The organism is Thalassospira indica, assembly GCF_003403095.1.
Classification (GTDB): Bacteria; Pseudomonadota; Alphaproteobacteria; order Rhodospirillales; family Thalassospiraceae; genus Thalassospira; species Thalassospira indica.
The window spans coordinates 706,201-713,623 of record NZ_CP031555.1 but is presented as its reverse complement, the minus strand read 5'-3'; the positions used below and the strand labels follow the sequence as shown (position 1 = coordinate 713,623).

General features: G+C 56.8%; 6 protein-coding genes. 3 read left to right on the top strand and 3 right to left on the bottom strand.

The features are described 5' to 3' along the window. Positions 1–127 precede the first annotated feature (127 nt). Complete coding sequence (locus DY252_RS03370; protein ID WP_064787596.1) at positions 128–1,435, bottom strand: HlyD family type I secretion periplasmic adaptor subunit; 1,308 nt, start codon at positions 1,433–1,435, stop codon at positions 128–130. After that, positions 1,435–3,921: a type I secretion system permease/ATPase gene (locus DY252_RS03365; protein ID WP_064787598.1), complete on the bottom strand. Its 2,487-nt coding sequence runs from the start codon at positions 3,919–3,921 to the stop codon at positions 1,435–1,437. The genes DY252_RS03370 and DY252_RS03365 overlap by 1 nt, the downstream gene beginning before the upstream one ends. A gap of 418 nt (positions 3,922–4,339) precedes the next feature. Here DY252_RS03365 and DY252_RS03360 point away from each other — a divergent pair, with 418 nt between their 5' ends. The 3 genes from DY252_RS03360 to DY252_RS03350 all read left to right on the top strand — a co-directional run bounded on the left by DY252_RS03360 (position 4,340) and on the right by DY252_RS03350 (position 6,393). Further along, positions 4,340–5,233, top strand: a complete 894-nt coding sequence (locus tag DY252_RS03360) for a M48 family metalloprotease (RefSeq protein ID WP_064787600.1) — start codon at positions 4,340–4,342, stop codon at positions 5,231–5,233. 6 nt (positions 5,234–5,239) lie between these two features. Next, the gene (locus tag DY252_RS03355; RefSeq protein WP_064787602.1) at positions 5,240–5,575 is read left to right on the top strand and encodes an HNH endonuclease signature motif containing protein; all 336 of its coding nucleotides are present in this window, start codon (positions 5,240–5,242) and stop codon (positions 5,573–5,575) included. Positions 5,576–5,673: 98 nt separating this feature from the next. After that, the gene (locus DY252_RS03350; RefSeq protein WP_231959627.1) at positions 5,674–6,393 is read left to right on the top strand and encodes a MarC family protein; all 720 of its coding nucleotides are present in this window, start codon (positions 5,674–5,676) and stop codon (positions 6,391–6,393) included. 38 nt (positions 6,394–6,431) lie between these two features. Here the strand turns inward: DY252_RS03350 and DY252_RS03345 are convergent, their stop codons facing one another. After that, positions 6,432–7,349 (bottom strand): calcium/sodium antiporter, encoded by a 918-nt coding sequence (locus tag DY252_RS03345; RefSeq protein ID WP_064787603.1) that lies wholly within the window; start codon positions 7,347–7,349, stop codon positions 6,432–6,434. Positions 7,350–7,423: the final 74 nt, after the last annotated feature.

Genomic DNA, 7,423 nt, shown 5'->3' with positions numbered 1-7,423 from the left:
TCGCCCGGGTACGGTTGATGCGTTTTTTCTCATATTTTCCGGCGTTTTGGAAGGAAAAAGCCCGGTCTGTCAGAATCTGTCAGGTTGTATAGATTTAGCCGCCATGACCTATACGTTATTTACCAAATCATTGTTCGCGGAATGCGCGATCAAAGCTGGTGGTGATCGGTGAAAACAGGTAAGCGAGAATCGTTCTGGCACCCGTTACGATCTCCAACTGGGCGGGCATGCCAGGCGACAAAATCATCCCTTCATGCTCGGCGAGGCTTTCGGCATCGATCTCGACCATGGCCTGGAAATAGGATCGCCCTTCGGAGTCTGTCAGCCGGTCCGGCGAGACATCGGTTACCGTGCCCTTGACCGGCGCAAACCAACGCTGACTGAACGATGTCACCCGGATATTGACCGGAAGACCGGCCGAAACGACGTCAATATCGTTTGGGGAAACGCGGGCCTCGATCACAAGCCGATCATCCGCCGGCACGATTTCAAGCACCTGTGCACCGGGCGGGATGACCCCGCCGACCGTGGTGAACTGCATATTGGTGACTGTGCCATTGCGCGGCGCCTTGATGTCGGAACGCACCAGGATATCCTCGGCCGAACGCAGACGTTCATTCAGATCGGAAATCTCGCTTTGGATATCGCGCAATTCTGTGTTGATCGATTGCAGTTGGTCGCGCATCAACTGTGACTGGCTGGCTTTGACCTGCTGGATTTGCTGTTCGATCCGGGCAATGTCGGCTGAAAACCGCCCGATATTGCCAAGGGTTTCAACCAACCGGCTTTCAAGTTGCAGCAACCGGGTCCGCCGTGCATAGCCAAGATCGACCATCGGCTTGACCATGGCGAGCTCTTCCTTGACGATCCCGACCTGCTGTTCGGCAGCGGTCTTTTGCTCGCGCGTGCCAATAATCTCTCGGCGCAATTCCTTGATGCGTTCGTCATAGAGCGCAAGCTCACCGGCAAACGCACTGCGGCGACTGTCAAACAGGGTGCGTTGTGCATCGGTGATCGAAAAATAACGCGGATCTTCAAGCGGCGGCGGGAATGACAAATAATCATCCTGCGCCCGTTCGGCAATCAGCCGCGTCTGGGTCGCCAGCGCATTGAGATAACGGTTATTGAGCAGATCATAACTTGCCCGTGAACGTGTATCATCAAGCCTGATCAGGACATCGCCCGCCTGGACCCGCGTGCCATTGCGCACAAGAATGTCGCGAATGATGCCGCCTTCAAGATGCTGAACGCTTTGTCGGCCCGAAAATGGCGCAACCACACCACTGGCCGTCGCGGCCGAATTGACCTCGGCCGTACCGGCCCACAGAAGGACCGAGCCAAAGCCCAAAAACAGGATCAAAAAGCCGATCCGCACCAACGGCTTAACATCGGTACTAAGCTCGCGCGCGGTTGGAAGTTGCACACCACCAGACATCAGGCACCACCCTGTCGACGTTCAGCCGATCCTTCAACCACACGCAATTGCGGACGACCGCGACGGGCATTTTGTGCACTTGGTTGTGCGCGGTCCATCGGGCGATCCTCTGCCTCGGCCGGTTTGCGGCGCGGTGCGCGCGCAGCAGCGGCACGTTCGGCATCCTCACGCACTTTGCGCATGCGCATCGCGGCTTCTTCGCGGGCTTTGGCGATGGCCTCGGCTTCACTCATTTTGCGCTGTGGCGCAGGCTTGCGGGCCGATTGCGCTGCTCGTTCCGGCTGGGCCTGTGGTTTGGTCGCGGCGCGCTTGGGCGCAAGATCGGCGGCACTGGCCGGTCGGGCTTCACGCGATGCGCGGGCCGGTGGGTCCTTGCGGGTTGCGTCATTTGTCGCAGCTTGTTTCTTGCTGACCGGGCGCATGGTCATCATCGTGCCACCCGGGGTCGGCTGGGGTTTCATTTCTGTCTTGGCGATACCTGCCGCCTGCTTTGCGGCTTGTGCGCGACCAGAACCTGCTTCGCCGGTGGCACCGAAATCCGCGATCTCTGGTGTTTCCTCGATCCCGACTTCAGGTTCCGGCGTGCTCATGGCTGCTGCCGGATGGGTATTGGGGGCCGTGTTTTTCTCAACAATCGGGCGCGGTGCGTCAGGGTTGGGCACGGCAATCTGTTTGGGGGTGATGCGCATTTGACCATCAGATGGCAACGCGTCGGCCATTGGCTCGGCCGGGCGGGACATTGGTGGCAGGCCACGTGCAATTTGACCACTTTCCGGAGCCGGTTTTGATACTGCTGATTTCGCGCCACCCTTGACCGGCACAACCTGAATTTGCCCGTCCGCCAGTGCCAGAATGGCATCGGCGCGTGCCAGAATTTCGCGTTCGTGGCTGACGATAAAGGTCGTAATGCCGTTGCGGCGCAAAACGTCGATCAGTTCGCTGATATGGGTAACGCCATTGTCATCAAGGGCGGTTGTCGGCTCATCAAGCAACAACAAACGCGGACGCGAAAACAGGGCAGCGGCGAGTGCGATCAATTGCCGCTGTCCGCCCGAAAGATTGCGCCCCCCACGATCAACCCGCGTATCATAACCATCTGGCAAATCCAGAATGAACTGATGCGCACCAGCCAATTCAGCAGCCTGAATGATATCGCGCATTTCCGCATTACCAAGACGGGCAATGTTTTCGGCAATTGTTCCGGGAAACAGGAACGGGTTTTGCGCCAGATAACCGATCTGAGCACCCATTTCGGTGCGATCTGCGCGGGATGCTTCAACATCATCAAGCTTCACCGACCCCGACCCCGGCAACCAGATGCCCATGATCAGCTTCAAAAGCGCGGTCTTGCCGACCCCGTTAAACCCGGCGATTGCGATAATCTGCCCCGGTCCGGCCTTGAACGAGAATCCCTTGAAAAGCACATTGCGGCTGTTGGGCGGCGCAAAGACAAGCCGATCCACACTGACCGCCATCCCCCGCCCACGCGGCATCGGGGCCGGGACTGTCTGGCGTTTTTCAAGCAGGATATTATTAAGACGTTCAAACGAACTGCGTGCTGCATTCCAGCTGCGCCATGCTGTCACTGCGCCATCAAATGGTGCCAGACCGCGCATGCCAAGAATCATGGATGCAACCATGATGCCGATCGTGATGCTTTCGGACAGGACTAAATAGGCGCCAACCCCGATAAAGCAGACCTGCATGGCAAGGCGGACAAAATGCGATAACGTGGTCGATGTGCCAACCCGGCGACTGGCCTGCCCTTCCCAATAAAGCGAATCTGATTGATCCGCTTGCCAGCGCTGACGGGCGGACTGGGTCATGCCCATCGCTTCCATCGCCTCGGCATTGCGGACATAGGTTTCTTCCTGCGCAATACCGCGGTTCTGGCTTTCCTCGGACCGATCGACAGAAATCTTGGCGGCAGCTTCGTTGGCAATCGCAATCACGATCAACAACAACGCCCCGCCGCATGCCACCATGCCAAGGCGGGTATCGAAAATGAACACGACCCCGATATAGACCGGCGCCCACATGAAATCGATCAGGGCAAACGGACCACTGCCGGTCAGAAACCCGCGCAAGCCATACAAATCGCGCAAAGGTCGCTGGCGCATCTGGCTGCCGCGTGCGGATTGCTGCACGACGTGGGCAAACAGCTCCCCACCCAGACGCAGATCAAGTGCCGTCCCGACCCGGATCAAAACCCGTGATCGCAGCTGTTCCATCGAGGCGATGAAGACCAGAACAAGACCGATACCAAGGGTAAGGAGGGCCAGCGTATCCACCGACCGGCTGGAAAGAACCCGGTCAAATACCTGCATGGAATAGATCGGGATCACCATGTTCAGCAGGTTGATCACCATCGAGAATCCGCCGACAAGCGCAATCGACCGCCAGAACAACCGTTCCAGCGGGGTACGATCCCCTTCGCGTCCCGCATCCGATTTGCGGGTTGGTCGGATTTTATCCAACAGGCCCATCAAGTCCTTCCACTACCACCGCCCATGAAACAAGGGCAGGTCTCTTATATCTGTTGCCGCTGACCATTTGGCAATTGCGCATGACAAACCACCCGCGCGGCAAAGCCACAACGGGTATCCTAGCCAATGGCATACTCCCACTATTCTAGTCGAATATATAAGGATGTGTTAAGATTTCGCCGCAAAGCCCTTTATTTCATTGCCTTACTGCGTCATCACATCACGCAATTCTTCCCAAATTCCAGTATCGAAACCCAACCAATTTCTGCTGGCAGAAACCTGTGCTGGATCAATGCAAACAACCGATTGTTTGACATAAATTTTCCCGTCCGCGCCAAAGGTTGCATTTGCGTATCTGCAGTGATCATCCCTATCTTTGGATAAGGCCCCAACCCGAACCCTGACAGGCAAAACGCCAATGGCTGACAACACGCCGCAGCTTCCCGACTTCATTCAACGCTTTCTGGCCATTCAGCCCGGTGGAGTCTCCCACGCGGGCGGGCTGATGGCCTGCATGATCGGCGTGCTTGCCGCCTGTGCATGGATGCTGGGCGGGATATCGATGATGATTTCGGCCGGCATTGCCGTTGCCCTGATGCTGGTACTTTCACCGATGATCTCGCCAGAAATCCTGATGAAGATGCTGCGCGCCAGTCCGCTTTCGGGGGAAGATTATCCCGCCATCCATGAAATGAGTCGCCTGCTTTCCGAACGCGCGGAACTTGGTCACAAACCAAAATTGTTCCTGCTGCCGGGTAAGGGCGTTAATGCCATCACGACCGGCACGGACGACAACACCACGATTGCGATTTCAAGCGACGCTGTTCATGGCCTGTCTCCGCGCCAGATGCGCGCCATTTTGGCCCATGAAGTGGCGCATGCCTGGCATGGCGATACCCGTATTTTGCTGATTACCGATGTGCTTTATCGCGCAACATGGACCATCGCGCTGTTTGGTCTTGCGATCTTTATCTTTGGCGATTTCAATCCACCCGCCTGGATGATTATCCTGTTTGGCGCGGTGCCGACGATCAGCTTCCTGTTCCAGCGCGCGGTCATCCGCGACCGTGAATTTGCCGCCGATCACGGTGCAAGCGACCTTCTGAACGGCCCGGAAGACATGATTGATGCCCTGCTTCACATCGATCAGATCAATCGCAAACGTCTGGGTCTTGTGCCCTATCGCAGCACCCAACCACCCAGCCTGCTTGATACCCATCCGTCAGTTGTCGCGCGGATCAAGGCATTGCGTGCGCTTAAGCCCGGCACATGGCAGAAATTCTTTGAAAACCGGCGCATGCCGCCGCAATAATCGGCCATGGCAATACCGGGAAATTCTGATCGTTCTGACCTTGGGAAATGCGCGATCTGTGGTCGGGCGATGATCGCAGGTCCCAGTGTTGATCGCCATCACTGGCACCCGAAATCACAGGGCGGGACCGAAACCGAATGGCTGCACCGCGTTTGCCATCGCATGATCCACCGCCTGTTTGACGAAGCCACCCTTGCGCGCGACTATAACAGCCCCGACAAGTTGCTTGCCCATCCCGACATCATCAAGTTCGTCAAATGGGTGCGCAAGAAACCGGTTGATTATGTCGACTGGCCGGAAAGTGCCGGTCGATATGGCCGCAATCGCGGCAAACGCCGCTAGACCCTTCCGGGGAAAGAACTGCCAATTTAACCATTTACCTGCCAAGATAGGCGCAATATACGCATCCGTCGCGCAACCGCCGAAAGCAGGAAGAACCGATGCTTGATATGCTAAATGATCTGATCCCGGTCTTTGTCACATTGTTCGTGATCATTGACCCGCTGGGTCTGGTGCCGGTTTTCATCGTCCTGACACAGGGCACAAGTGCCACCCATCGCAGACGGATGGCGATCCGTGCCTGTTTGACCAGCTTCTTTATCCTCGCGGCCTTTGCCCTGATCGGCGAAGGGTTACTGGGCATCTTTGGCATTCACATGCCCGCCTTCCGGATTGCCGGGGGCACGTTGCTGTTTTTGATCGCGCTTGAAATGCTGTTTGAAAAGCGCAGCCAGAAACGCAACCAGCGCGCCGAACAGGTCCATCAGGAACTCGAAGAAGATCACGAAGCCGAAAAGCCCAAGGCAAAACCCAAAGCAAGCCCGGCCAAATCAAACGGCGACGTCACCATCCCCGACGATGAGGCCGATGATGTCTCGATCTTCCCGATGTCGATCCCGTTCCTGTCCGGCCCCGGCGCCATCGCATCCGTGATGCTTTTGATGGGCAAGTTCGAAGACAATATCGCCATGCAGGCCAGCGTCATTGGTGTGGTCGCCGTGGTGATGGTCATCGCCTTTGTCTTCTTCCTGCTGGCAAACGTGGTTGCCAAACGCCTCAGTCCGACCGTTGCCACCGTTGTATCACGCCTGCTGGGTATGATCCTTGCCGCGCTTGCGGTCCAGTTCATCATCGATGGCATAAAGCAGGCGTTTTTCTAGGCCCCCCAGAAAAGAAGCCTGCCCTGCGCCGACACCCCTTACTGGGCTGCCCATACGTAACCGGCATACAGTACCAGCATAATAATGCCGGGTATCCGGCCAATCTGCGGACGGCGAAGCATCAGCGTCAGGCCAATCGAAACTGCAATCATCACCGGAAGATCAAACATCAGGAACCGGTCTGCCACCGGAATCGGCGACACGACCGCCGTCAGGCCGAGAATCCCCAGAATGTTGAAAATGTTCGACCCGACAATATTGCCAATCGCGATTTCAGATTGCTTCTTCAACGCAGCAATCAATGACGTCGCCAGCTCTGGCAGGGACGTACCAACCGCAACAATCGTAAGCCCGATAAAGGCTTCGGACACACCAAAGGTGCGCGCGATGGTCACCGCCCCTTCGACAAGGTAATGGGCGCCAACCATCAACATCGCCAGCCCCGCGACAACCCAGACAATTGACAGCCAAACATTTGAAACCGCCTCGGGCAGATCCGTCGATGACGCGGGCTCCGAACGCGACTGGCGATAGGCAAACACCAGATAACCAATCAACGCCGCAAACATAAACCCGCCAGCCACACGACCAAGGTCACCAAGCGCAAAGAACGGCACCAGCACGACAGCAGCACCAAGCATCACAGCGGTATCGCGACCAAGCGTGCCACCAGATACCGCAATTGGCCAAACCACGGCAGAAACACCAACGATCAGCAAGATGTTGGCAATGTTGGACCCGATTACGTTGCCAAGCGCAATATCAGGCACACCACGCAATGCCGCATCCATGGAGACAAGCAGTTCCGGCGTCGATGTCCCGAAACCGACCACGGTCAAACCAATCAGAAGCGATGACATGGAAAGTTTGCGGGCGATCCCGACGCTACCGCGCACCAGAGATTCCCCCCCAAAGAAAAGCCCGGCCAAACCGCCGAGCAACATCAGATATTCCATGAGCAACGTCCTTTCAGATCACACAGCACCAAATCACGGTTCCTGATGCATACTGCGTGATTTGTTCGACGGTT

Coding starts and splice junctions, on each gene's coding strand:
- DY252_RS03370 (WP_064787596.1), bottom strand. CDS start 1,435: ATGTCTGGTGGTGTGCAACTTCCAACCGCGCGCGAGCTTAGTACCGAT.
- DY252_RS03355 (WP_064787602.1), top strand. CDS start 5,240: ATGGCAATACCGGGAAATTCTGATCGTTCTGACCTTGGGAAATGCGCG.
- DY252_RS03360 (WP_064787600.1), top strand. CDS start 4,340: ATGGCTGACAACACGCCGCAGCTTCCCGACTTCATTCAACGCTTTCTG.
- DY252_RS03345 (WP_064787603.1), bottom strand. CDS start 7,349: ATGGAATATCTGATGTTGCTCGGCGGTTTGGCCGGGCTTTTCTTTGGG.
- DY252_RS03350 (WP_231959627.1), top strand. CDS start 5,674: ATGCTTGATATGCTAAATGATCTGATCCCGGTCTTTGTCACATTGTTC.
- DY252_RS03365 (WP_064787598.1), bottom strand. CDS start 3,921: ATGGGCCTGTTGGATAAAATCCGACCAACCCGCAAATCGGATGCGGGA.